Annotated in this window: 24 protein-coding genes and 1 pseudogene; 4 read left to right on the plus strand and 21 right to left on the minus strand. The window is 69.2% G+C overall.

Translation table 11 applies throughout. The annotated features are described in order from the left end of the window. Positions 1 to 20 precede the first annotated feature (20 nt). Positions 21 to 1397: an 8-oxoguanine deaminase gene (locus ACFYX0_RS07890; RefSeq protein WP_388967655.1), complete on the plus strand. Its 1377-nt coding sequence runs from the start codon at positions 21 to 23 to the stop codon at positions 1395 to 1397. Positions 1398 to 1523: 126 nt separating this feature from the next. Here ACFYX0_RS07890 and ACFYX0_RS07895 read toward each other — a convergent pair whose 3' ends face one another. Next, positions 1524 to 2069: a hypothetical protein gene (locus ACFYX0_RS07895; RefSeq protein ID WP_388967658.1), complete on the minus strand. Its 546-nt coding sequence runs from the start codon at positions 2067 to 2069 to the stop codon at positions 1524 to 1526. A gap of 96 nt (positions 2070 to 2165) precedes the next feature. Here ACFYX0_RS07895 and ACFYX0_RS07900 point away from each other — a divergent pair, with 96 nt between their 5' ends. Beyond that, positions 2166 to 2693 (plus strand): SDR family oxidoreductase, encoded by a 528-nt coding sequence (locus ACFYX0_RS07900; protein WP_388967661.1) that lies wholly within the window; start codon positions 2166 to 2168, stop codon positions 2691 to 2693. Positions 2694 to 2736: 43 nt separating this feature from the next. Here the strand turns inward: ACFYX0_RS07900 and ACFYX0_RS07905 are convergent, their stop codons facing one another. The 5 genes and pseudogenes from ACFYX0_RS07905 to ACFYX0_RS07925 all read right to left on the minus strand — a co-directional run bounded on the left by ACFYX0_RS07905 (position 2737) and on the right by ACFYX0_RS07925 (position 5627). Continuing rightward, entirely contained in the window at positions 2737 to 3159 is a 423-nt protein-coding gene (locus tag ACFYX0_RS07905; protein ID WP_311693280.1) for an acyl-CoA thioesterase, read from the minus strand. 59 nt (positions 3160 to 3218) lie between these two features. Then, positions 3219 to 3851: a hypothetical protein gene (locus ACFYX0_RS07910; RefSeq protein ID WP_388967663.1), complete on the minus strand. Its 633-nt coding sequence runs from the start codon at positions 3849 to 3851 to the stop codon at positions 3219 to 3221. A 10-nt stretch (positions 3852 to 3861) separates the two neighbouring features. Then, positions 3862 to 4512 carry a histidine phosphatase family protein gene (locus ACFYX0_RS07915; RefSeq protein WP_388967666.1) on the minus strand — a complete coding sequence of 217 codons (651 nt, stop codon included), beginning with the start codon at positions 4510 to 4512 and terminating at the stop codon, positions 3862 to 3864. A 77-nt stretch (positions 4513 to 4589) separates the two neighbouring features. Then, positions 4590 to 5396: pseudogene (locus ACFYX0_RS07920) on the minus strand (aminotransferase class I/II-fold pyridoxal phosphate-dependent enzyme); the annotation flags it as partial. Positions 5397 to 5399: 3 nt separating this feature from the next. Then, complete coding sequence (locus ACFYX0_RS07925) at positions 5400 to 5627, minus strand: hypothetical protein (RefSeq protein ID WP_388967669.1); 228 nt, start codon at positions 5625 to 5627, stop codon at positions 5400 to 5402. A 234-nt stretch (positions 5628 to 5861) separates the two neighbouring features. Between ACFYX0_RS07925 and ACFYX0_RS07930 the strand changes: the two genes are divergently transcribed. Further along, positions 5862 to 6080 carry a helix-turn-helix domain-containing protein gene (locus ACFYX0_RS07930; RefSeq protein WP_388967671.1) on the plus strand — a complete coding sequence of 73 codons (219 nt, stop codon included), beginning with the start codon at positions 5862 to 5864 and terminating at the stop codon, positions 6078 to 6080. Between the two features lie 55 nt (positions 6081 to 6135). On the opposite strand, the gene tgmC is transcribed toward ACFYX0_RS07930, so the two are convergent. The 5 genes from tgmC to ACFYX0_RS07955 all read right to left on the minus strand — a co-directional run bounded on the left by tgmC (position 6136) and on the right by ACFYX0_RS07955 (position 10333). Further along, a complete protein-coding gene (tgmC, locus tag ACFYX0_RS07935; RefSeq protein ID WP_388967674.1) occupies positions 6136 to 7254 on the minus strand; it encodes an ATP-grasp peptide maturase system methyltransferase in 1119 nt (372 codons plus the stop codon). Continuing rightward, on the minus strand, positions 7247 to 8206 hold the full coding sequence (gene tgmB, locus ACFYX0_RS07940; RefSeq protein ID WP_388967677.1) for an ATP-grasp ribosomal peptide maturase: 960 nt from the start codon (positions 8204 to 8206) through the stop codon (positions 7247 to 7249). The genes tgmC and tgmB overlap by 8 nt, the downstream gene beginning before the upstream one ends. Positions 8207 to 8217: 11 nt before the next feature. Next, complete coding sequence (tgmA, locus tag ACFYX0_RS07945; protein WP_388967680.1) at positions 8218 to 8559, minus strand: putative ATP-grasp-modified RiPP; 342 nt, start codon at positions 8557 to 8559, stop codon at positions 8218 to 8220. Positions 8560 to 8593: 34 nt separating this feature from the next. Beyond that, positions 8594 to 8974, minus strand: a complete 381-nt coding sequence (locus tag ACFYX0_RS07950; protein ID WP_388967683.1) for a DUF6415 family natural product biosynthesis protein — start codon at positions 8972 to 8974, stop codon at positions 8594 to 8596. 123 nt (positions 8975 to 9097) lie between these two features. After that, a complete protein-coding gene (locus ACFYX0_RS07955; protein WP_388967686.1) occupies positions 9098 to 10333 on the minus strand; it encodes a helix-turn-helix domain-containing protein in 1236 nt (411 codons plus the stop codon). A 102-nt stretch (positions 10334 to 10435) separates the two neighbouring features. Here ACFYX0_RS07955 and ACFYX0_RS07960 point away from each other — a divergent pair, with 102 nt between their 5' ends. Continuing rightward, a complete protein-coding gene (locus ACFYX0_RS07960) occupies positions 10436 to 10621 on the plus strand; it encodes a hypothetical protein (protein ID WP_388967689.1) in 186 nt (61 codons plus the stop codon). Between the two features lie 121 nt (positions 10622 to 10742). On the opposite strand, the gene ACFYX0_RS07965 is transcribed toward ACFYX0_RS07960, so the two are convergent. From ACFYX0_RS07965 to ACFYX0_RS08010, 10 genes are all read right to left on the minus strand, one after another. After that, positions 10743 to 11423 carry a collagen-like protein gene (locus ACFYX0_RS07965; protein ID WP_388967692.1) on the minus strand — a complete coding sequence of 227 codons (681 nt, stop codon included), beginning with the start codon at positions 11421 to 11423 and terminating at the stop codon, positions 10743 to 10745. Beyond that, on the minus strand, positions 11420 to 11680 hold the full coding sequence (locus tag ACFYX0_RS07970) for a hypothetical protein (RefSeq protein ID WP_388967694.1): 261 nt from the start codon (positions 11678 to 11680) through the stop codon (positions 11420 to 11422). Before ACFYX0_RS07970 ends, ACFYX0_RS07965 begins: the two co-directional genes overlap by 4 nt. A 9-nt stretch (positions 11681 to 11689) precedes the next feature. After that, a complete protein-coding gene (locus ACFYX0_RS07975) occupies positions 11690 to 12016 on the minus strand; it encodes a hypothetical protein (RefSeq protein WP_388967697.1) in 327 nt (108 codons plus the stop codon). A 38-nt stretch (positions 12017 to 12054) separates the two neighbouring features. Continuing rightward, the gene (locus tag ACFYX0_RS07980) at positions 12055 to 12915 is read right to left on the minus strand and encodes a peptidoglycan-binding protein (protein WP_388967700.1); all 861 of its coding nucleotides are present in this window, start codon (positions 12913 to 12915) and stop codon (positions 12055 to 12057) included. A gap of 2 nt (positions 12916 to 12917) precedes the next feature. Continuing rightward, positions 12918 to 13769 carry a C1 family peptidase gene (locus tag ACFYX0_RS07985; RefSeq protein WP_388967703.1) on the minus strand — a complete coding sequence of 284 codons (852 nt, stop codon included), beginning with the start codon at positions 13767 to 13769 and terminating at the stop codon, positions 12918 to 12920. A gap of 11 nt (positions 13770 to 13780) precedes the next feature. Then, a complete protein-coding gene (locus ACFYX0_RS07990; RefSeq protein WP_388967706.1) occupies positions 13781 to 13978 on the minus strand; it encodes a hypothetical protein in 198 nt (65 codons plus the stop codon). Positions 13979 to 13987: 9 nt separating this feature from the next. Beyond that, positions 13988 to 14545, minus strand: a complete 558-nt coding sequence (locus ACFYX0_RS07995) for a hypothetical protein (protein WP_388967709.1) — start codon at positions 14543 to 14545, stop codon at positions 13988 to 13990. Positions 14546 to 14551: 6 nt separating this feature from the next. Further along, positions 14552 to 17443, minus strand: coding sequence for a hypothetical protein (locus ACFYX0_RS08000; RefSeq protein WP_388967712.1), 2892 nt, complete (start codon positions 17441 to 17443; stop codon positions 14552 to 14554). 3 nt (positions 17444 to 17446) lie between these two features. Further along, complete coding sequence (locus ACFYX0_RS08005; protein ID WP_388967715.1) at positions 17447 to 17869, minus strand: hypothetical protein; 423 nt, start codon at positions 17867 to 17869, stop codon at positions 17447 to 17449. 96 nt (positions 17870 to 17965) lie between these two features. Further along, entirely contained in the window at positions 17966 to 21922 is a 3957-nt protein-coding gene (locus tag ACFYX0_RS08010; protein WP_388967718.1) for a phage tail tape measure protein, read from the minus strand. Between the last annotated feature and the right edge of the window lie 31 nt (positions 21923 to 21953).

Raw genomic sequence — 21953 nt, forward strand, 5'->3', positions numbered from 1 at the left:
GGAAGCGAGAACCACGAATCATGACAGTCCGGCGCATCGTCATCGAGAACTGTTCGATCGCGACCGTGGACGCCCACGACACCGAGTACGCCTCGGGACACGTCGTCGTCGCCGGCAACCGGATCGAGGCGGTCGGGGCGGGGGCGGCCCCCGAGGGCCTGGAAGGTGTCGTACGCCGTGTCGACGCGTCCGGCCACCTCGTGACCCCCGGCCTGGTCAACACCCACCACCACTTCTACCAGTGGATCACCCGGGGCCTGGCCACGGACCACAACCTCTTCGACTGGCTCGTCGCGCTCTATCCGATCTGGGCCCGCATCGACGAGCCGATGCTCCGCGCGGCGGCACAGGGCTCGCTCGCCATGATGGCGCGCGGCGGGGTGACCACCGCCATGGACCACCACTACGTCTATCCGAGGGGCCGCGGCGACCTGTCCGGTGTCATCATCCGCGCCGCCCGGGAGACGGGGCTCCGCTTCACCCTTGCCCGTGGCTCCATGGACCGCAGCGAGAAGGACGGCGGACTGCCGCCGGACTTCGCCGTCGAGACCATCGAAGGGGCGCTGGCCGCCACCGAGGAGACCGTCGACGAGCACCACGACGCCTCCTTCGACGCCATGACCCAGGTGGCGGTGGCGCCCTGTTCGCCGTTCTCGGTCTCCACGGAACTCCTCAGGCAGGGCGCGGAGTTGGCGCGACGCAAGGGCGTGCGGCTGCACACCCACGGCTCGGAGACGGTCGAGGAGGAGAAGTTCTGCCACGAGCTGTTCGGCATGGGCCCCACCGACTACTTCGAGTCGACGGGCTGGCTGGGCGAGGACGTGTGGATGGCGCACTGCGTCCATATGAACGACTCCGACATCGCTGCCTTCGCCCGTACCCGGACGGGGGTCGCCCACTGCCCGTCCTCCAACGCCCGGCTGGCCGCGGGCATCGCCCGGGTCCCCGACATGCTCGCGGCGGGCGTCCCGGTCGGCCTCGGTATCGACGGCACCGCTTCCAACGAGTCCGGTGAACTCCACACCGAACTGCGCAACGCGCTCCTGATCAACCGCCTCGGTCCGCACAGGGAAGCCGCCCTGAACGCCCGTCAGGCACTGCGCCTCGGCACCTACGGGGGCGCTCAGGTCCTCGGGCGTGCGGCGCAGATCGGTTCCCTGGAGCCGGGCAAGCTCGCCGACCTCGTGCTGTGGAAGCTCGACACGCTGGCCCACGCCTCGATCGCCGACCCGGTGACCGCGCTGGTCCTCGGCGCGGCGGCCCCGGTCACGCTGTCCCTCGTGAACGGCGAGCCGGTCGTCGAGAACGGACGGCTGCTGCATGTCGACGAGGATGCCGTCGCCCGCTCCACGCGGGAGGAGGCCCAGCGCCTCGCACGGATCGCCGCGCAGCACTGAGCGGGCGAAGACCCCGGCCGGGAGGGACGGCTCCCGTCCGGACGCCGTGGACCCGAGCGGGGGCCCACGGCGGCCGTCACCGGGGCACGCGCACCCGCGCGTGCCCCGGAACGGCGTGTCGGGTGCCTACGCGGGCCCCGGCCACGCCATGAGACGGGCGAGGAGCTCAGCCTGCTCGATCGCGTCGTCGAGGGCATGGTGGGTATGGGGGCGCGTCGACAGCAGCCGCTCGGTGCGGGAGCCGGCGGTCAGCCGGTGGGGCAGGACGTCCGCGAGATGGGCCACGATCTGCTCGGGCTCCATCTCCCACAGGCTCCCGGCCAGGTGGCGCGCGGTCGCGGCCGGCAGGTCGCCCAGCGGCAGCGCCCGTCCCACCAACTCGACCGCGGGCACGCCCAGCAGCAGGCGTGCGGTGCCCGGTGCCAGCCGCAATTGCACACAGGCGGCGAGGCGTTTGCCCGTGCGGTACGAGGCGCGGGTGCGCGGTCCGACGACCAGGGCGTCGCGGCGGCCGTTCCGCTCGACGCGCACCACCACCTTCGTCGCCGCCTCCGGTACATGGGTGAACGTGCCGGACGGCTCGTCGTCGAACGACAGCAGCCGGGCGCCGTCGATCCAGGGGCGCAGCTCTTCGGGCAGGGGCAGGGCCGCCTCGGCGGGAACGGTGGTCACCTCTCCGCGGTAAGCGCGCGGTGCGCCCTCGGGGGCGGGTGAACCGTGCCGGAATTTCCTAGAGCCGGGGCCCGGCCTTCCACCACCGTGGGGGCCATGATCCTAGTGACCGGTGCCACCGGCACCATCGGCAGTGAAGTCGTACGACAGCTCGTGGCGCGCGGCGAGAAGGTGCGCGCCCTGACCCGGGACCCGGCCAACGCCCGGGTGCCCGGGAGAGTGGAGGCGGCGCGCGGTCACCACCGTGACCGGGCCTCGGTCGACGCCGCGCTGGTGGGCGCCGAAGTCGCCTTCCTGGTAGGTCAGTTCGGGCCCGAGGACGCCGACAACGGCCGGGGCCTGGTGGCGGCGGCCCGGGCGGCGGGCGTACGCCGGATCGTCAAGCTCTCGGCGATCGGGACGGGCGACCCGGCCCTGGGCCCGATCGGCACCTGGCATCTGCCCGGTGAGCAGGCAGTCCGGGACAGCGGTCTGGAATGGACGATCCTGCGCCCCTCGGCCTTCGCCTCCAACACGCTGGCCTGGGCGGCGGCGGTCCGCATACCGCCAGTGGGTGCGGGACCACAGGCAGATGTTCGAGGAGGCGTGAGAAGCAGCAGCGGCGGCGGCGAGTGCGGTCCATGAGGCCGGGCGCGCCCCGGAGCCGCTCGACGCGTACGCGCGGCGCTCACAGACCGAACAGCTCCGGCCTGCCCGCCAGCGCCCGGAAACGCCCCTGCGGGTCGGCCAGCAGTCTGCGCTCCTCGAGGTCCAGCAGGCCGCCGACGCCGGTCACCTCGGCGGCGACCGTTCCGTCCGTCTTCCGTATCGTCTGCACGACCCGGTACGTCTTGCCCTCGCCCCACTCGAAGGCGCACGTCACGTCCACCTCGTCGCCCGCGCGCAGCTCCCGCAGATAGCGGATGGTCGTCTCCAGGGCGACGGGACCGATCCCCTTGGACAGCAACTCGGACTGACCCACCCCGGCCTCCTGGAGCATGCACCAGCGGGCGTGTTCCGCGTACTGAAGGTAGACGCTCTGGTTGAGATGGCCCAAGGAGTCGGTCTCGTACCCCCGGACGGTGACACGGACGGCAAACGGCTCGCTCAAGGCTTCCCCTTCTCCCGGCTTCGACCGGACGCTCCGGCCCACCGATCCTGGCATGTCCCTCACGACCGTCGCGGGGAGGCCAGCAGATAGCGGGCCCGCGTCCGTGGCTGTGTGTGCTCGCTCGTCTGCCAGCCCGCCTGTTCCAGCGTGGCCGCGCAGGCGCGCAGCGCCGTCAGGTCCGGCTCGTGCACGGCGACCGCCTCGGGTTGCGGCGTCGCGCGCACCCGGTAGCCGGTGCCCTGGTCGCCGGTCGCGGGCCGGTGCCCGGCCGCCTCCAGGGCGAGTGCGGCGGCCTGCACCAGATGGGTCCGCTCCCAGCCGCAGGGGCGGTCCGTGGCGCCGTCGGGATTGGTCATCCGGCGCAGCTCCAGCAGCCCCTGCCAGGCGCCGCGCACCTCCCGCAGCCGGGCCGGTCCGCTGTCCGCGGACGCGTCACCGCCGACGCGTGCGGCGAACACAGCGGAGTCGGCGGGCGCGGGCGCGGCCGCCGGTGGCTGCCCGACGGGTGGTGTCTCCCGTAGGCGATGACCCGCCGGGGTCAGGAAGTGGTCGTGCGGCGGACGCGGATGCCGGAAGGCCAGCCCCCGCTTCACCAGCGCGGCGAGCTGGGCGTCTGTCCCCTTCAGCCGCCCGGTGAGGGGGTCGGCGGCTTCGATCAGGCGCTGCTGCACGGCGGTCGGCGGTCTGATCACGGCCCCTCCCTCACTCCTCGGAGGGCCCCGCCTCCCCCGCGGAGAGGGACCCATGAGAACAGTAGGCGTCGGGTCTGACATTCCACCCGGCCACCACATGGCGCCGGTGCTCCGTGCTCAGTCGGCTCATCGTCCCCGTGGAGAGCTGGAACAGCGCACCCCCCGACGCCGGCAGGCCGAGCCGCCGCGCGGTCAGCACCCGCAGGAAGTGGCCGTGGGAGACGACGACCACGCTGCCCTCCCCCTCGGCGAGCGCCGCGTCGATCTTGGCGATCATCCGGTCCGCGCGCGCCCCGACCTCCTCCGGGCTCTCCCCGGGATGGTCCGGGGGACCGGGCGCGACGCCGTCCGTGAACAGGAACCAGTCCGGTTGCGTCCAATGGATCTCGACGGTCGTCACACCCTCGTACCCGCCGTAGTCCCACTCAGCCAGGTCCGCATCGACGCGCGCGCCCCCGATCCCCGCCAGCCGGGCCGTCTCCCGGGCCCGCTCCATCGGGCTGACGAACGCCGACTCGACGCGATGCCGCGCGATCAGCGGAGCGAGCCGGCGCGCCTGCTCCCGGCCCCGGTCCGTGAGCGGGACGTCGGTGGAACCGGTGTGCCGCCCGGACAGCGACCACTCGGTCTCACCGTGCCGTACGAGGAGGAGGTCACCCATCGCCGTGCCCTTTCTGTCTTCGTTCGTACGGTGACACCTTCTCCCGGTGGCCGCAGGACGGGCTGCGCCGCTCGGCCCTACTGGCGGTAGCCGTTCAGGAACCGGCCGATCCGTCCGATCGCCGCCTCCAGGTCGTCCGCGTGGGGCAGGGTGAGGATACGGAAGTGGTCAGTGCCCGGCCAGTTGAAGCCCGTGCCCTGGACCACCTGGATCTTCTCCCGCAGCAGCAGGTCCAGGACGAACTTCTCGTCGTCGTGGATCTTGTGCACCTTGGGGTCGAGGCGCGGGAACGCGTACAGAGCGCCCTTCGGCTTCACACAGGACACACCCGGGATCTCGTTGAGCTTCTGCCACGCCACGTCGCGCTGTTCAAGGAGGCGGCCGCCGGGCGCGGTCAGCTCGTCGATGGACTGCCGGCCGCCGAGCGCGGCCTGGATGGCGTACTGGGCCGGTGCGTTGGCGCACAGCCGCATGGAGGCCAGCATCGTCAGGCCCTCCAGATAGTTGCGGGCGTGCTGCCGCGGGCCGGTCACGACCAGCCAGCCGGAGCGGAAGCCCGCGACCCGGTAGGTCTTGGACAGTCCGCAGAAGGTGAGGACCACCAGGTCCGGGGCGAGCGCGGCGGTCGAGTGGTGCACGGCGTCGTCGTACAGGATCTGGTCGTAGATCTCGTCCGCGAAGACCATCAGGCCGTGACGGCGGGCCAGGTCGAGGATGCCCTCGATGATCTCCTTCGGGTAGACCGCGCCCGTCGGGTTGTTGGGGTTGATGATCACAACCGCCTTCGTACGGTCCGTGATCTTCGAGGCCATGTCCTGGAGGTCCGGGTACCAGTCGGCCTGTTCGTCGCACAGGTAGTGCACCGCCTTGCCGCCCGCCAAGGTTTCTCAGTCACCTATGTTGGTGTCTCGCTCGGTCATCTCGTCGACGAGGTCGAGCATGTCGCCGAGGCGGCGTCGGAGCTTCTCGACGAGGAGGATCAGGCCGTCGGCGTCGAGTTGGGCGAGGTCTTCGGCGCGTGCGTACTCAAGGTCGCGGCGGGCGAAGTCGACGCGGGATGCCTGGAGGCCGGCGAGTGGGGGGAGCTCCGGCGGCTGGGGAAGGTCGTCGGTCATGGCGTGGGGTTCACCTGGGGGATGGGAAGTTGAGCGGGAACGGCTGGTGCGCGCACGCAATAGTTGAGTACTGAAGTGTTGGAATGCAACTGGCCAGTAAGTAAGTCCACTCGAACGCGCGTATGATTTTTCGCACGCTTGCTCGCAAGCCGGAAAGCATCCCCGTGATGTACCAAGCATGGTACAGACAATGATCATGCCTCCGACCAGCGTGTATCTGTGCCATATGACCCCATGCCCGACTGGGTACTCACCCGCCGCAGGGCCATCGGGGACAACGTGCGGGCCGCCCGGTTAGCGAGGAAGCTCACACAGGAGAAGCTCGGCGACCTCACAGGTCTGGACCGTAAGACGATCAACCGGATTGAGCAGGGCGCTCACGCGACGCTCGTTGACCATCTGATCCTCATCGCGGACACCCTCGGCATCCCGCTCGCCGACCTCGTGCGCTGAACCAGGCCGCAAGAGGCCCCGCCCATCCGTAGATGAGCGGGGCCAGTGTGCTCACCTACCAGCTGTAGGTCTGCCCGTCCGGGGTGACCGTGACGGTGAACTCGTCCAGCGTCGGGGCCCCCGTAGCGGCCCAGCGGCCCACCTGCTCCTCCGCGGCATCCCACAGAGCGGCGGGGCCGTCCTGCCGCACGATCCAGCGGCCGTTCTCCTCGTAGAGGGCAGCCCACGAGCCGGACTCGACATCGACGAGGACGTGTTCCTGGCGGCCGTCCTGCGCCAAGGTCAGGCGCTGCGCGTCCGGTACGGCAGCCTGTACGACGAACCGTGTCGTCCAGTCGTCCAGGACGTTGGCGCCGATGATGGCCTCGCGTTCCTTGCCCGTGTTGAGGTCGGGCAGGAGGCCGAGCGGCGGCGGCAGTTGCGGGCGGGCGAGCATGAAGCTCACCCGGCCGCCGAGGAGTGGCCCGGAGGCGGTGCGGTCGTCGTGGACGGTCAGCCGGGCGAGTTCTGACGCGCCGAGCCACCCGCCGATGGTCGCAAGGATCTTGCCGCCGGGCCGGGTCTGCTCGATCCACGCCTGCGGGATTGACCGCACCTGGCAGGTGGCGATCACCCTGTCGTACGGGCCGCCCTCCTCGTGACCCGCCAGCCCGTCACCGACCACGCGGACGGGCCAACAGCCGGCACCTGCGAGGGCCATGCCGGCCCGCGCGGATACCTCGGCGTCGACCTCGACCGTTGTCACGTTGTCCTCGCCGACGACATGGCATAGCAGTGCAGTCGAGTAGCCGGTTCCCGTGCCGATCTCAAGGACACGCGTTCCCTCGGTCGCCTGCAGGTCTTCGAGCATCCGCACGACCAGGCTCGGCAGGGTGGACGACGACGAGGGGGCGGCGGCGATGCGCCCCTGGACCTGGTCCGGGAAGACGCTCCCAGCGACCTGTGTCACGAGGCTGTCGTCTTCGTAGATCCGCGTGAGTCCCTCGGGTGAGTTTGCGGTCGCGGGCCGGTACCAGCCGCCCTCTTCGTACTCGAACCAGCCGTGCGAGAGGAACGCCTCACGGGGCACGGACAGGACGGCCGCTTCCCATTCGGGGCTGCGCAGTGCGCCTGACGTGGACAGGCGCCGCGCGAGGTCGGCTCGTAGGGGTTCCGAGTGCTGGGGGTCAGTCATGCTGGCTCGCTCCGTTCTCCAACAGGTCTGCGATTGCGTCTGTGATTGGCAGTCCGGCCGCGTCTTCGAGCCACGCCCATTGGCCATTGGGGTTGCACTCCAGGAACCACCATGCGTCGTCCGCGGTCACGGAGAAGTCGAAGGCACCGAAGTTCAGCCCGAACGCGGCGAGGAACCGCATCAGCGGCCCGCGTATGTCGTCCGGGCAGGGGATCGGCTCATAGGTGAGGCTCTGATATTCGGCTCTCCAGTCCACGACCCCGGGCGGCGCAGTGATCCGCGCGGCGAACACCCGCTCTCCGACGACAATCGCTCGCGCATCTGCCACCTTCGGGACCTGCGCTTGAAACAGATGGGCGCTGTGGCTCACCGCGCCGTCGACCTCGCCCGCCTCGACCCGAGCCGCCCAGATTCCGGCGGGCTCGCCCTCAACGTCGTACGCTCCCGCGTGCAACGGCTTGTAGATGGTCGGCTGCTCGGCGCAGAACGCCTTGGCCTGCCCAGGGTCGTTCGTGATCAGGGTCGCCGGGACCGTGAGCCCTACTCGGGTCGCAGCGTCCAACTGTGCCGGCTTGTACTCCGCCCGCGCGATGGCCTGCGGATGGCTCAGGTACAGACACGCCGGAAGCGCCCCCAGCACTCCGCCCAGGCCGCGCCGGTTTTCCTGTGCGGCGAACCGAGCTGCTTGCTCGCCGTTCTCCGTCGGGTAGGGACTCGGCCGGCGGTGGTACAGGGCGCGCACGGAGGAAAGCTCGGCTGTCCGCTCCCCGACACTCAGCCGTCCGTCCCATCCGGCCGTCCCTAAGCGGGCGTCGACCACTACGCGAGTTGGGAAGTCGCGCCCCGGGTCGAACCGGAGGACGGGCACCCGGCGCCGGTTCAGTTCCGCGATGACCAGATCGGCGGTTGCGTCCTCGTACTCGGTACAGACCAGCACCGGGCGTCCGTCCATGGCTCTACCCCCTAGTCCTGTGTCGCGTCATGGCCAGAGTCGGCATCCACCTTGCCGTCCTTGCCGAGCTGGGTGGGCGGGTAGGTGTTCACGCTCGTTCCGTGTTTGCCGAGTTCGGCTGGCGTCATCGCTCCGTCCTCGCCGATCCATCGGCCCGTCTGCGTGGCCGGGTCAATGCCTGCGTACCGCCACGGCGAGGGAGAGCCGTTACGTAGCGGAGCCATGCGGCGCAGCCCCCACGGGGCGGGTGGAGTGGTGTGTGTACTTGCGGTGCTCGTCTGCAAGTGTCCTCCTTGGTTGCTTCGTACGGTGGGCGTGGTGCAGGACCCGCCCCGGCTGCTCGACCTGTCCAAGGGTTGGGGAGCCGGGGCGGGGGTCTGTGGGGTGTCAGCGGGCGCCGGTCAGCGCCTCGTAGTGGTCGCATAGGGCGTTCAGTGAGCGGGCCAGGCGTCGGGCGTGCCGGATGGCCTCGTACCGTCCCAGCCCGGTCGCCGTGCGCTCCAGCCGTCCGCGGGCCTCGTCGAGGCAGGCGAGCGCGACGTAGCGGGGGATGTCGTCCTTGGGCTGGCTTATGGCGGCCTGGTGGACTTCTTCGATCATCAGCGCCAGGTGCCCACGCAGGAGACCGATCAGCCTCTCGACCTCGGCCTCGTCGAGCGGCTCAACGTCGGGAGGAAGTAGTCGGCTGATCGTCTCGCGCATCGTCGCGATGTCCGGTGGCCGCAGGGCGGGTTCGGGGCTTGCGGCGCTCACGGTCTCCGGCGGCATGGGTCAAGCCTCCACGATCATAGTGATCCGTCTCACAGTCGTGACCGTAGAGGGGCTCAGCACACCCAAGGGGTAGGGTCCCTACCCCCTTGTCCGGGGGTACAGTTCCTACCCCCTACAGGATCACACCGGTACGCCGAGCTCCCGCGCCAACTCGGCAGCGTCCTCCCGCACCATCCGAGGCCCCGACTTCACCAGCCCAGGCAGCGCCCCGCGCGTGTGCAGGTTGTACTGGATCGTCTCCGGCGACTCGCGGAACGCCTTCTTCAGATAGCCCACGGACGCGGCCCCCTCGTCGAGCAGGTCGTGCGCCCGCGCCGTCTCGATCAGGTGGTACGAGCGGCGCGTCGCCGACGGGATCCGGTCCAAGTCCAGGGCGTTGGCGACCTCCAACGCCCGGGCCGGTTCCATCAGATCGTTGTGCATGGTGATCGCGTACCCGTCGACGATGCCCCGCCCGAAGATCAGCCACGGGTGGGCGTAGTCGGCGCCGAGCTGGCGGGCGGCGGCGTCGGCCTTGTCCCAGTACCGCCATGCGTCCCCGGCCTGCCCGGTCTTGGCGTAGGACAAGGCGACGGCGAGGTACTGCAGCCCGCGCCGGGCGATGTGGTCGGGGTCGTCGTCCGAGGGGATCAGCACGGCAGCCTGCTCGGCCAGTTCCACTCTCTCCTGGGCTGACTCCCCTGCGTCCCGGTGGACGTGGTTGACGTACCAGGCGGCGGCGGCCATGGCGCGGGGGCTGTCGGCGTCCTGCGCGACGGCCATGCCGCGGTCCCCGGTGAGCATCACCAGGTCGGGGGCGGGCTGGAAGCTGAGGAAGAGCTGCGCGAGATGGTAGGTCTCGGCGAGTGCCACCAGGGCGCGCCGCCGATCGGCGCCGTCGAGGACGCGTGCGGCGTGCTGCGTGTCGGTGAGGAGACTCGGCAGCAGGGCGATGATGGCGGTGCGGTGGTCGCCGCGGGCGTGCCACAGCTTCCACGCCTGCCGCAGCCGGGCGGCGAGCACTGCGGCGGACTCCGGTTCCTCGTCGACCGGGCCGAGCTGGTAGCGAGTGAGGGCGTGCCGCATCAGCGGCAGCGCGGTGTGCTCGGCCTTGGTGTAGGTGGCCGCGGCGATGCGGTCGTCTCCGGTGAGCTCGGTGATGTCCTCAACCCCGAGGACGCGGGCGAGGCGCAGCAGCTTGGGGAGGCGGGGCATCCCGATGCGGCCGGTCTCGATGGCCTTGACCCATTCAACGGAGTGGCCCATCACGTCGGCGACGTAGGCGCGGGTTTTCCCGGCTCGGGTGCGGGCGCGTTGGACGCGCTCGCCGAACGTAAGCGTTGCGGTCGTGGGGGTCGGGGTAGCATCAGATGGCACGGTCTCGCCCCTATCACTCTGTACAGCTCGTCACTGTCAGGGTAGGGGCGGGACCTTTTTTGTGTGGGGGTGTTGTGACGCCTGTGCACGTAGTCTTGATCCATGTCCCCCGATCTCGTGACCCCTAGGTCCGTGCGGTCCGCTGACGACCTCAACGAGGAGATACGGGCCCTGTGGCAGCGCGCTGGCAACCGGCTCGGGCCGGAGGAACGGGCGGAGTATGAGCGGCTGGTCGTCGCGTGGGCGGCCGCGGTGCGGGCCGAGCGGGGCGCAGTCGAGACGGCCTGATCTGGCGAGAGTCCCCAGCCGTAGGGAGAGTTGCGGGGCCCGGGCCGGTACGGTCGTCGTGCTGACGTTGTGCTTTGGAGGGTCCAGCGCAGTGATGCCCCCGGGGTGGTGCCCGGGGGCTTTATGCGTACTGGCGGCGTTGCGGGTCCAGGCCCATCGACAGCAGCGCGCTCTTCCTCTGCGGCTGCTGCGGGGCGCCGTCCTTCCGGCACACCAGCGCATCCGGATCCCAGGCGGGGGCCTGCAGCGAGTAGCCGTCCGGGCAAGTCTGCCCGTCCTTGCCGTCGGCGCCGTCCTTCCCCGCCGGTCCCTGAGGTCCGGCGGGCCCTTGCGCGCCCTGCGGCCCCTGCGGGCCAGTAGCGCCGGCCGCGCCGGACGGTCCGACCGCTCCCGGGGAGCCAGGCGTGCCGGGTTGTCCTGGCTGCCCGGTCTGGCCCGGCGCCCCGGACGGCCCCGGCGAGCCGGCCGCGCCAGGCGGTCCCGCCGGGCCCGGGATCGGCACCGGCACCTCGGCCCGCGCCGACAGCGACGGCACGGCCTTCGAAGGGTCGGGTGCCACCGGGGTTCCGCCCTTGGCCCGCACCTGCGCTCTCAGGGCCCGCACGTCCCCCGCCAGTGTGCTCACCGCGGCGCCGCGCTTGTTGGCTTCCGCGGCCGCCGCCGCATACCGCCGGTCAGACGCAGCCCGGTCGGCGTTCACGCGGTGCCACAACGCCCACGAGATTCCGAACAGAGCGACGATCGCGCACAACACCGCGATGCCGCGCCAATGCAAAACGATCGTGCGCTCGGTTCGGGTCATGGGTTGGGGTTTCCTCCGAGTCGGATGTTTTCTATCTCAAGCTGGGTGATGCGGACGAGGTAGTCGTGGCGCTGTTGCTCCAGGGCCGAGATCTGTGCGTCTTTCTCGGCGAGGCGCCTCACGAGGCCGTCGCGTTCCTCTTGGACTTGGTCCGTCAGCGAGTTGGCGGTCTCACCGCGCTTGCCGATGTACGCCACCACCGAGCCGGACAACACGCCGACGCACGCGAGGATCGCGCCGAGGGTGGTGGCGTCCAATCGGACCTCCTAGGCGGCGAGGTTGACGGACTTCCGGGTCACGCCCACGTTCTTCTGCACCTGGTAGGAGAGGCCGGTCGGCTTCCACAGGCCGAAGTGCGAAGCGACCGACATCACGAACCCGACGAGCGCGAACACGATCGCGGAGGTGACGGAGTAGCCGGCCGGGTGCGGGGCCAGGTACTCGACCAGGACGCCGTTGGCCGCGTCGAGCGCGAGCAGGATCACGGCCTGGATGCCGGGGGCGGTGACGTGGGTGGTGACCACGCCGACGAGGAGCGGCAGCACGAAGGTGACGCACAGGCCGAGCCAGTAGGCCGCGTTGATGGTCTGCATGGGTTGATCCGTTTCTCGGGGAGGGGTTGAGGAGGGGGTCAGACGTTGGGGACGTGGAGCGCGGTCCACGAGGTCGGGCCGGGGATGCCGTCGGCGGCGGAGCCGGTGTAGCCGAGCTTGCGCTGCCACGCGGCGTACGACCGCTCATCGCCCGGCCCCCACACGTCGGCGTCGGCCGAGCTGAGGTAGTGGTTGCAGCCGACGGCGACCAGCCGGGCGTGCATGGCCCGGATGATCGGCGACTTGCGGCCCGCGACGAAGAAGCCAGCGCCGGGGAACGGCTCGTAGGTCGGCGGCTGCGGCGGCTTCACGGGCGTGATGAACGACGGCCACGAGCCGGGGTCCACGTGGTCGTTCTCGGGGACCTGAGCATGCGCGTACCAACCGCCGGCGGTCTCCCACACCGACTCGCTGCGGTGCGGGGTGAAGTCGGTGGGGTGGCCCATCGGCCAGGCGTCCGCGATGCCCAGGGAGCGGGTCCAGGCGTTGATGTCGGACCAGCCCTTGCACGGGGTGTCCGCGAGCGTGGCGTAGACCTTCCCGTTGTAGCGGGTGTAGGGGAAGAACACCGCTTCGATCTGGATCACGTACTTCCCGGCCCGGTTGGTTCGGGTTCCGCCGGGGAGGTCGACCACGCTCTTGCTGCGGCTGTCGGCGGGGTAGAGCTGTGCGAGCTGCCCGGTGAAGGGGTCCCAGATCAGATGCGGGGCCATCTGGACGCCGGAGCCGGTGAAGTAGCTCAGCAGTGTCTCGAAGCTGATGTGGTCGGCCGGGGCGCTGGGGCTGGCGTTCTTGTCCCAAGTGATGTGCGCAATGGCGCGGGCCGGGTACGTGGGATCGGTGGGTGCGTGGTCGCCGACGTCGTGTCTTGCGGCGCCGGGCATCCAGAGGTCGACCATGGTTACAGTCCCTTCGCGGTGAGCCAGGTGTGGGCGGCGAGCGCCATCGCCAGGTCGGGATCCGCCGGCGTCGGCGTCGGGGTGGGGGTCGGCTGCGGTGCGCCGACGAGGGCGGGCACGGTGACGTCGCCCTGCTGGGACAGCAGCCACGTGAGGTCGGCCGTGGTCAGGTAGCCCCAACCGGACTGGCCCCATGAGGCGTTCCACGAGTTCGGCACCCAGTACTCGCCGGTCGTCGCGTCGTACTTCGACAGCTCCAGCTCGTGGCCGCCCGCGATGGGGGAGGTCTTGTCGAGGAGGATCCGGCCGTCGGTGGCCGTGTCGAACATGCTCTGCAGCCACTCGATGCCGATCATCACCGGTCCGGTCTGCAGTGCGCTGTTGAGGGCGGCGATGGAGAACGCGTGCGTGTAGCCGCTCGCGAGCCCGAGTGCCTTCAGTGCCTTGCCGACGCCGAGCCCGGTCGAGCCGGTGTCGGTGGGCGGGTACTGGCCGGAGACGCCGTCGAGGATCGTGGCCAGCGAGTAGAGGGCGACTGCGAACCCCTCGTCGAGCTGGTGCTCGCCCGCGGTGAACAGGCCGTGCGACGCCGCGGCCCCGGCCGCCGTGATGATGACCGAGGTGGACGCCGTCCGGCCAGCCGAGTCCGTGCCGAGCACGCCCGTGCCGGCGTTGCCCGTGCACGAGCCCAGGGAACCCTGGTCCAGGATCGGGATCCGGCGCGTCCACTCCACGGACTTGATGGCGCTCTGCGGCAGAACGCCGTGGGCGTAGCGCAGGCTGCGCGGGTCGTGCTCGACGTGACGGCCGAGTCGGAAAGGGCCGTCGGTCTCCGGGAGATGCTGAATTTCCACGCTGCCCTCTTTCATATGACGGTGGTGACCTGCTCGAACTTCTGCGCCACCACGCTGCCGATCCCTGCCGTTCCAGCCAGGAAGTTCCGGACAGCGTTGACCACATCGATTTCCTGTACGACCGGTGTGTCCTGGTTGATCTGGGCAATGTTCACCGACACCACCGGTTCACCGCTGGCGTTTTTCCCGGTCACCATGTAGTTCGCCACAACTGCTCCTTATGCGGTCCGTTGCAATGTGATCTCGCTGTCGGTGTAAATGGTCGTGTTGGCGGCGGTTGAAGTGGCTTGCGCCCACTGCAATCCGAAGGTTCCGCCTGTGGCGCCGACGCGGACGGTTCCCATCAGTAGGACGGATTGCGGGTTTCCGACCCCGACACCGCCGTAGGTTCGTCCCGCGTTGATGTCGGTCCACTCATTGCGGAGCGTGTAGCCCCAGGTGGAGACGGCGTCCTTCTGGGTGCCGCCCCCGGCTGTGCCGGAGATGACGGTGGTGCCGGTGCCGTATCCGATCCATTTCCCTTGAGTGTTGGCGGGGACGGTCCACGCCATGATGAGGTCGGCGGCAATGTCGCTGTCGTACGCGAACCACCCCTCGAAGGTGTACACAGCATTTGCGACGACGGTGAATTGCAGATGAGGGTCAAGGGTCTGTGTTGTGGTCGAATTTCGCTGTGTGTCAGCGGTTTTCCGGGCCGTCTGCGGCAGCATGGACCGCAGCAGCAGAGCGGTCAGTTTCTGCCCTGCAAGAGGTGTGGGATACGACTCGGGCACCATGTCTCCTTACAGGGCGATGATGGTCGGGTGGGCGAGCGACAGGGATTCGCCCGCCGCATGGGATTTCACGACGCCGTTCACCGACCGCGTCACAACGAATGTCTGCGGGCCTGAAACCGCGAACCCGCCATACGCGACCGTGGCATTCGTGGTTGTGATGCCGGGCGCACCCGACGCTGAGACGCCCACCGAGCCCGTCGCGATCGGCGAGGAGGTGACCGTCGCCACCAGCTGCCAGTTGGTCGGCTCGGCGGTGCCGTCCTTCCAGACGCGGGCGCTGATCGTCTGCCCGGCCACCTGCGCGCGGATCCACCACACGTCGTTCGCGGCATACGTGCTGCCGGTCTCGTAGGTGCCCATGTCGGTGCCGCTGGCGGTGATGTTCAGGGCGACCGTCTGCCCGTCCGACGTCTGCCGGAACAGCAACCTGGCCCGGTAGAACGTCGCCGGGTCCTGGTAGCGCATGATGATGCCCGGTGCGAGGCTGTTGCCCGCTGGCACCTGGCCCGGCGAGATCGACACGAGCACCGACGTGTCCGCGATGCCTGCCGCGGCGAGGTCGAAGCGGATCGTGGTCGGTGTCGACCCGAGGTTGATCGTCCCCAGCCCGTTGGACAGCCCGGTGTTGCCGGACACCGTGCGGTCCGCTGTGACGCCCTGGACCTCGTTCCACACGTCGCCGGAGGTGGCGGTGCCCCAGCCGGACGCGGAGGTGCGGTCGAATCGGTCGAAGGGCTGCGCGCTGATAGAGGAGACCGTCATCACTTCGCCGCCGGCCCGGACGTCGAACGGGAAGTCCGAAGCTGCGGATGTCCAGGTCGGGCCGCTCGTCGTCAGCACGTCCAGCACTGTGGCCGCAGTCCCGACCGGCTCGGCGAGCTGTGAACTGTCGGTGTCCAGGCGCGCGTTGGTGTCGAGGTAGCCGATCGTGTTGTACGGCGACGCCGGCGCGCACACGAAGGTGATCCGGTGCTCGAAGTGGGTGATGTCCTCCTCGAAGCCGAGGATGAGCTGGTCGATGCTGTCGGTCCCCAGCCAGGACGGCGGGTTGATGACTTGGACGCGGTCGCCCATCCGCAGGGCGAGGACGGCCCGCCGCAGCGCCGGGTTGTTCACGAAGCTGGCGTGGGCGAGGTTCACTGAGATCTGCGGGTACCGCGGTTCGTCTACGGTGCCCAGATGGACGCGCCACGCGGCTTGGTCCAGCAGGGTGGCCGTGTCCGAGCTGCCGAGGTTCAGTGCGAGCGGCGAATCGGAGTTGGGGCCGTAGACGCCGACGCCTGCGGGTGGCTGCGCGGTGGACAGGTTGCTGGTGGTGTCTTCGTACGTGGCGGTGACACCGCCCACGCTGACCACGACGCGGTTGGCGAGGTAGCGGTCGTCCTCGACCGGGGTGGGCACTGCGCTGAGGTTGTAGCCGGTGTAGTCCAGCACCAGCTGGGGGTCTTGGTTGTAGAGGCTGACGCGGGTGCGGTAGCCCAGCCCGAGGACGGCCCGGGTCTCGTAGATCATTCCGCCGTCCGCGTCGGCGCACTCCCGCATCAGGCTCAAGGGATTGGTCTTGCCCTGCGCGCCCATCGCCGCGGTGTCGTCGAGGTCGCCGATCCAGTCGACGGGGATACCCGACTCGCCGCACAGCCGCTGAACCCGACGGCCGGCTGTCTCCCCGATCGGGTTGAGGCGGACGCCGAGCGCGGCGATGTCGGTGATGGCGTTCTCGACCGTGCAGTGCCCGATGGCGACGCCGGGCAGGAACTGGGTGCCGATCGGCTGGACCACGGAACGGCTGGCGGGGCCGAATTGGACTCGGGTGACGCGGGTCAGCTGGGTGAGGGTCTCGGTGTCGTTGACGGTGTACACAGACCCGGTGTTGACGTCCTTCAGCCGGAGTGCCCGGGTGATCGACGTCCCGGATTCCTGCAGCTCGATGCTGACGTACAGGAGGCGTCCGCGGACGTCGAGGGTGTGCGACAGCTCGGCGCCGAGGAACGTCCCGTCGTCAGCGAAGGTGCGCAGCACCAGCGAGTTGTTGGCTTCGGTCGTCGAGTAGAACAGTTCCCAGAACTGGGGCGACCCGGCGGAGTAGTCGGACTGGTCGATCGAGCAGATCACCTTGCCGTCCGCCAGGCCGTTCACCGGAACGTACAGCAGGAAGCGCACCTGCGTGGCCGTCGGGTCGGCGTAGGCGGCGACACCGCCGGAGAGGGTGGCGGAGGTGAGGTCCGGGAGGGGGTCGCTCGCGGCGAGACTGCTGTAGCTGGCTAGCGTCGGCGTCCCAGACCAGGTCATCGGCGAGCCCGTCGTGAGCGCCGACGCGAGTGACGTGGACCCGGCGGGGTCCTCGCACGGCCAGTACGCCACGACCGACGGCGGCAGCGGGTTTGTGACCGCGTTGTAGATCACGCTGCGCGCCGACGCCGGGCCCTGCGAGAGGCGCTGCAGGAGACCGTTCACGGCGACGTCCGTCCACACGTCGGTGCCGGTCGGGTCCCACGACGGCGGCCACTTCGGGATCTCGCCCCAGACGCGGTAACTCTTGCCGCCCATCCCGTCCGGCACCGAGATCCTGACGGGCTGGTTGCGGCCGATCTGCCCGTACCAGACGCCCATCGGGTTGCGCGGGGTGAAGCGGCCGTCCGCGTTCTTCAACGGCAGTGTGGCGGAGGCCTGCTCGGTCTGGCTGCCCTCGTCGCGGATGCCGCGCGTGAGGGTGATGCGGCCCTGGTCGTCGCGGACCATCACATACGGGGTGATGTCCGTCCACACGCCGCTGACGAGGAGTTCGACCGTGACGGGGTCGCCGGTCGATGCCTCGCCGGACGCGCCGAGGGGACCGGCCGTAGCGCGCATGCGCTGCTGCCAGCCCATCACCCGAGCTGCGAGACCACCTCCGGGCATCGGCTACTCGTCCCACACCACAAAGCAGGACATATTCACCGCTGCACCGAACGTGCACCGGACCCGAAGGAACTTGGACGCCGCGATGATCGGCCTTTCGTCAGGCATCCACTGGTAGTAGTAGTTGATGTCCGTGGACCCGGCCGTCGCCGGCACCAGGTTCGCGTCAAACGTCCGCGTCGCGGTGGTGGCGCCCTCCACGGTGAAGGTGTAGCCGGTCAGCGCTGTGCCGAGCTGCACGAGGGAAGCCGGAGCGTTCGGGTCCAGCTGCTGCACGCCACTCGCCACGTGCGCGGTACCACCCGATGCGGCCACGTCGGTCTGGATGAGCTCCACCTGCCCGGCCGACGCGGGGACGGCGTCCAGGGTGAAGCCCCACGAGATGAGCTGCATCTGCCGGGTCGACGGCGGGGCGATCTGAAGCATTGTCTTGATCGCTGTGCCGGTCGTGACTTTCTGCTGGGCTGCGGTGGTTGGCGCAGGTCCGTTCCAACACTTATACCGATGCATCCCTATATCTCCCTACGCCGGACGCCCGGCAAGAATCATCTGGACGTTGCCGCCACGGACCCGGACGATCCGGCGGAACACCTTGAGGAACAGCTCGTCGATCTCACTGCCGCTGGAGCGGATCTCCAGCACGATCGGGTCCCGGTGGCTGCCCGCCGCCGCGGCCATACGGCGAGAGTCCGGGCCCGAGTGCACCCGCGACCCGACCGGCAGCTCCAGGAGCTCCGGCTCGTACTCGCCCACCCACGTCAGCCCGCCCCGCGCACCCCCGGTCGCGGCGGCGCCGACGATGCCGCCCGACGCCTTCCCGGCTGCCCGGGACAGCGCCCGCTCCATGACCTTCGCCAGATCGGCCATCGCCTTCTCCAGCCGGGCCTGCTGCTTCTCCAGCGACTTGACCAGCTTGTCCTGCGCCTTGATCGCCGCCCCGTACACGGCGTCCGCGGTGGTCTGGCCCGCCTGCTTCGCGTACGTCGCCGTCTGCGACCGCAGCGTGTTCAGCGACTGGATCTCCGACGACGACGCCCCCATCAGAGCGCCCGCGGTCTCCAGCCCGCCGCCGTTGATGCCGGCCTCCGCGATGTCCTGCAGCATCCCCTTGTCGAGGCCCTTAGCCTTCAGGTCTTTCAGGGCGTTCGCGAACGCCTGCGCCTTGTCCCTGGATTGGGTGGCTGCGCCCATGATCGAGGCCACGGAGATCGGCTGCCCTCCGGCCGCCGAGGCGACGCCGGTGACGTTCGCGGAGGAGAGGATCCCGGACCGCACGCTGTCGGACAGCTGGCTGGCGCTGTTCTTCAGGTCGTTGAGCTTCGTTTTGGCGTTGTCGAGGCTGGCGTTGACGCTGTTCAGGTTCTTGTCGTAGCGGATGAGGCTCTTGCCGACGGAGTCCAGTTCCTTCAGCAGATGCGTCTCGGTGCGTCCGCGGAACGCTGCCCGGATCTGGCCGGCCGCGTCATTCAGCGACGACACCAACGCATCGAGGCCATCCGGGGCGCCGAGGCCCCGCTCGAACGGGGTCCTCTTGTAACCGGCGAGGCGCCCGAAGCCGCTGATGCCGAACTCGCCGCGCAGCTGCCCGCGCGCGTCCCTCTCCGCCTGCGTGAGACCGCCCTTCGCGAACCCCGCCAGCTTCAGGCGGCCCGCGTTCAGCGCGTCGAAGAACCCGACCCCGTACTTCTTCACCGCTGAGGACTGGACCACGTACTCGGTGTTCGACACCCGGTACGCGCCACCCGGGGAGATCGCGGTGATGCTGTCACTGGTGCCGCCGCCAGGGCCCTGCACGTAGCCGCCGCCCGGGAACGCCTGCACCGATCCGCCGACGGCGTAGCCGCGGACCGGGCCACCCTTGGCGTGCGGGCCCTGCGAGTAGTACTGATTCGGGTCGACGCCGGTCTTCACACCGTTGATCATCACGGTGACGATGGCGGTCTTACCGTTGAGAGCGTCCACGGCAGACTGCACGTTCCCGATGCCGGACAGGGCCTGCCCGGTCTTCGCAGACACCGTCACGCTGCCGTTCTTCAAATGCGTGACCTTGAATCCGAACGCGTTCAAGATCTGCTCGGCCCCACTGGACAGGGTCTTCAGCGTCACGCTCTTGGAGCCCGGCGACTTCCGCACCGCGGCGTTGAAGTCGTTGATGTCCGACTCCGCGGCCTTCTTGTCCACCGTGATCTGGAGCTTCTTGGCCTCCGGCGCCTTCAGCAGCTCATCAGCGAGCTCCTTCGCCTTCTCCTTGCTGCCCGTCATCGCCGTCGCGACGTCGATCAGGTTCTTGCGGCCCTGCTGGTAGGTCTTGTCGACCTGGTCCCACGACGTCTTCTCCTTCAGCTTCTTGTCGACGAGGTCCTCGGTCTTCGCCGCCAGCTGGCTCAGGACATCGCGGTTCTTACGCCCGGCGTCGGTGTTGATGTCGAGGGTGCGGCCGTTGTCCTTGATGGCCTGCTTGGCGTCGGCGATGGCCTGGTGGAACGCCGTCTCCGCATCGAAAGCACTGCGGTGCGCCGTGTTCAGCGCCATGATCGACTGCTCCAGGCCCTTCGCGGACTGCGCCTCATCGTCGAGCTGCCCCTGCGTCACGACGGCCTGAGCGCCGAAGATGCCCATGCCCTGCGCGGTCAGCTTCTGCTCGATCGCCGACCCCGCCAAAGCGTTCTGGTAGGCGCTCAACTCACCGACGAGCTTCTTCGGGTCGCCGCCGTGCTTGGCGTAGGCGTCCTCCAAGTTCTTCAGGGCCGCCGCAGCCAGGTTCGCCTTGCCGCCTTCCACCAGGCTGGCGAGGGACTTGTCGAGGGCGCCGATGTCCTCCTTGGCCATGTTGAAGCTGTTCGAGTGCTCCGAGCCGAGCGTGAAGATGCTGTTCATGACGTCGTTGAACTTGTCCATGCCACTGGACTTGCCGGCCACCCGGTCGACGTCGTAGGCAAGGCCGTCCATGTCCTTGCCGAAGATGCGCAGCGACTCGCCCGTCGTCTGCCCGGTCATGCCGAGCTTCTCGATCGACGTCGTCATCTTGTCGACGTCGGGCGGGGTGCGCTTGCCGACTTGCGACAGCGCGACCACGGCGGCCGCGACGAGTGCGATCCCGCCCGCGACGACAGTCATCTTGCCTACGGTGCCCAGCTCCATGAACGCGGCCTTCAGCCCGGCCACACCGCCGCCGGCCGCGGCGAACGCCCCCTTCATGTACATGGCCTTCAGTGCCACGCTCTCGAAGACACTCCCCAGCCCGGCTATCGCCTTCCCGCCGGCCGCCCACAGCATCGAGGCCGCGGCAGCGACCTTCATCGCGGCGGACACGGCGACAGTTGCCGTGAGCAGTCCGGCTATGGCGACGGTTGCGCCGATGGTGGCCGACTTGTGGTCCAACAGCAGCGAGATGACGCTCTGCAGCGGGGGGATCAGTTTCTCGCCCAGGGTGATCATCAGTGCGTCGAGGCTGGTCTGCAGTCGCTTCGTCTGGAAAGCGAAAGTCTGCTGGGTGTCCGCCCACGACTTCCCGAAGCCCTTGGCGCCCTTCTCCAGCGCCGGGTATTTGGACTCCAGCCGGTCCATTTGGCCGACCAGGATGTTGAGGCCCGCGCCGGCCTTCCGGCCGAACGCGTCGGTGATGATCTGGCCCTGTTCCTTGGAGGAGATGCCCGCCTTGTGCATGCGGTCGACGAGGTCCTCCAGGGCGAGCTTGAGGCCGCCCTTCTGCATGTCGGTGGCGAGCGTGGTCTGGGTCAGTCCGAGCTTTTGCAGGGAGTCGCCTGCGGTGGCCACCGGTTTGGCGAGCGCCATCACGCTCATCCGCAGCTGGTTACCTGCCAGTGAGCCGCGAATATTGTTGTCGCCAAAAACCGCCAATGCTGCTCCGACGTCGGTTATCGACAATCCGAAGCCCTTGACGGTGGCGACCATTCCGCTACCGAATGCGTTGGCGAGGTCCTGCATTTTCATGTCGCCGACGCCCACGGTCGCATTCAACGTGCCCATGGCTTGGTCGAAGTTCTGGACGCCAGGGATCCCGGAAGCGACGGCGGCGGTGAGGGCGTTGGTGACGTCGACGAGGTCGGCGTGGCCGGTGGTGGCGCCCTTGGCGGCGGTCTCGACGAGGTGCAGAGCCTTGCTGCTGCTGATGCCCATCGACTCGAAGTTCGACTCGACGTGGAACAGGGACTCCGCGAGCGAGTCGGGGTCCTGGCCGACCTTCCCGGCCAGGTCCAGGACACCCTTCTTCAACCCCGCCATCTTGTCCTGCGCCACACCAGCCTGCGTGTGCAGCAGGGTCATGCTGGAGTCGAATTTGCTGGCCATCCGGACTGACTCGACGCCGATCGCGGCCAGTCCCGCCCCGGCGAGGAGGGCCGTCTTGTGGAAGGCGGCCATGCCCGTGCCCGCTTTGTTGACCTCGGCGTTGACGCTGGCCATGGCGGGGCCGGTCAGGTTTTTAGCCGTGATCAGAATTTCCACCACGTTCGTCATCCGGATTCACCCCCAATCTCTCGATCTCCAG

Origin of the sequence: Streptomyces sp. NPDC002573 (assembly GCF_042889625.1) — a bacterium.
Taxonomy (GTDB): Bacteria; Actinomycetota; Actinomycetes; order Streptomycetales; family Streptomycetaceae; genus Streptomyces; species Streptomyces gibsoniae.

Coding starts and splice junctions, on each gene's coding strand:
- ACFYX0_RS07890 (WP_388967655.1), top strand. CDS start 21: ATGACAGTCCGGCGCATCGTCATCGAGAACTGTTCGATCGCGACCGTG.
- ACFYX0_RS07930 (WP_388967671.1), top strand. CDS start 5,862: ATGCCCGACTGGGTACTCACCCGCCGCAGGGCCATCGGGGACAACGTG.
- ACFYX0_RS07980 (WP_388967700.1), bottom strand. CDS start 12,915: ATGGTCGACCTCTGGATGCCCGGCGCCGCAAGACACGACGTCGGCGAC.
- ACFYX0_RS07995 (WP_388967709.1), bottom strand. CDS start 14,545: ATGGTGCCCGAGTCGTATCCCACACCTCTTGCAGGGCAGAAACTGACC.
- ACFYX0_RS07950 (WP_388967683.1), bottom strand. CDS start 8,974: ATGCCGCCGGAGACCGTGAGCGCCGCAAGCCCCGAACCCGCCCTGCGG.
- ACFYX0_RS07975 (WP_388967697.1), bottom strand. CDS start 12,016: ATGCAGACCATCAACGCGGCCTACTGGCTCGGCCTGTGCGTCACCTTC.
- ACFYX0_RS07965 (WP_388967692.1), bottom strand. CDS start 11,423: ATGACCCGAACCGAGCGCACGATCGTTTTGCATTGGCGCGGCATCGCG.
- ACFYX0_RS07960 (WP_388967689.1), top strand. CDS start 10,436: ATGTCCCCCGATCTCGTGACCCCTAGGTCCGTGCGGTCCGCTGACGAC.
- tgmB (WP_388967677.1), bottom strand. CDS start 8,206: ATGGACGGACGCCCGGTGCTGGTCTGTACCGAGTACGAGGACGCAACC.
- tgmC (WP_388967674.1), bottom strand. CDS start 7,254: ATGACTGACCCCCAGCACTCGGAACCCCTACGAGCCGACCTCGCGCGG.
- ACFYX0_RS07915 (WP_388967666.1), bottom strand. CDS start 4,512: ATGGGTGACCTCCTCCTCGTACGGCACGGTGAGACCGAGTGGTCGCTG.
- ACFYX0_RS08000 (WP_388967712.1), bottom strand. CDS start 17,443: ATGCCCGGAGGTGGTCTCGCAGCTCGGGTGATGGGCTGGCAGCAGCGC.
- ACFYX0_RS08010 (WP_388967718.1), bottom strand. CDS start 21,922: ATGACGAACGTGGTGGAAATTCTGATCACGGCTAAAAACCTGACCGGC.
- ACFYX0_RS08005 (WP_388967715.1), bottom strand. CDS start 17,869: ATGCTTCAGATCGCCCCGCCGTCGACCCGGCAGATGCAGCTCATCTCG.
- ACFYX0_RS07900 (WP_388967661.1), top strand. CDS start 2,166: ATGATCCTAGTGACCGGTGCCACCGGCACCATCGGCAGTGAAGTCGTA.
- ACFYX0_RS07925 (WP_388967669.1), bottom strand. CDS start 5,627: ATGACCGACGACCTTCCCCAGCCGCCGGAGCTCCCCCCACTCGCCGGC.